This is a genomic window from Pseudomonas sp. GW822-FHT06D10, assembly GCF_058799535.1.
Map to the genome: position 1 here is coordinate 1 of NZ_JBXALN010000025.1, position 515 is coordinate 515.

Below are 515 nucleotides of genomic sequence, written 5' to 3' on the forward strand. Positions count from 1 at the left end.
TGCAGGCCTTCTTCTTCGCACAGGCGCTGGATGAAATGCAGGTCGCTTTCGTCGTACTGCACGCAATAGTCGCGCTCGGGGCACGGGTGCTGGATCTGGAATTGGTAGGCATCGCCGAGGATGCCGTGCTCTTCGAGGATCAGGGCGATGATCTGCGGCGCCGAGAGCTGCTGGAAAATCCGCTGGTTGCTGCGGTGGCGCAGGTAATCCAGCTGCGGCAGCAGCGACAGGCTGTAGCGGCTCAGGCGCTTGCCGGCGTCGCCCTGGGCGATGCGCTGGATCAGCCCGTGGATGCCATGGCCCTGGGGGTCGAAGGCGAGAAAGGCTGGTTGGTGCAGCAGGGGTTCGAGGTCGATGAAGGGGCGTTCGCTGACCAGTTGCAGGTCGAAGCGAAACGGCTGGCCGATGGCTTCGGTGCCCTGGAACGAGAGCACCTGGAAGTCGTGCTGGATGCCTTGGATGTCCAGGCTGAAGTGGGTTTGATCGGCAGGGTTGAACATGAGTCGCTCCTTGAC

The 515-nt window shown here is 62.7% G+C and carries 1 protein-coding gene; it reads right to left on the reverse strand.

The genetic code is table 11. The features are described 5' to 3' along the window. The coding region (locus AC1RL5_RS31875; protein WP_492589831.1) for a contractile injection system protein, VgrG/Pvc8 family at positions 1-500 on the reverse strand (500 nt) is incomplete at its 3' end. Positions 501-515: the final 15 nt, after the last annotated feature.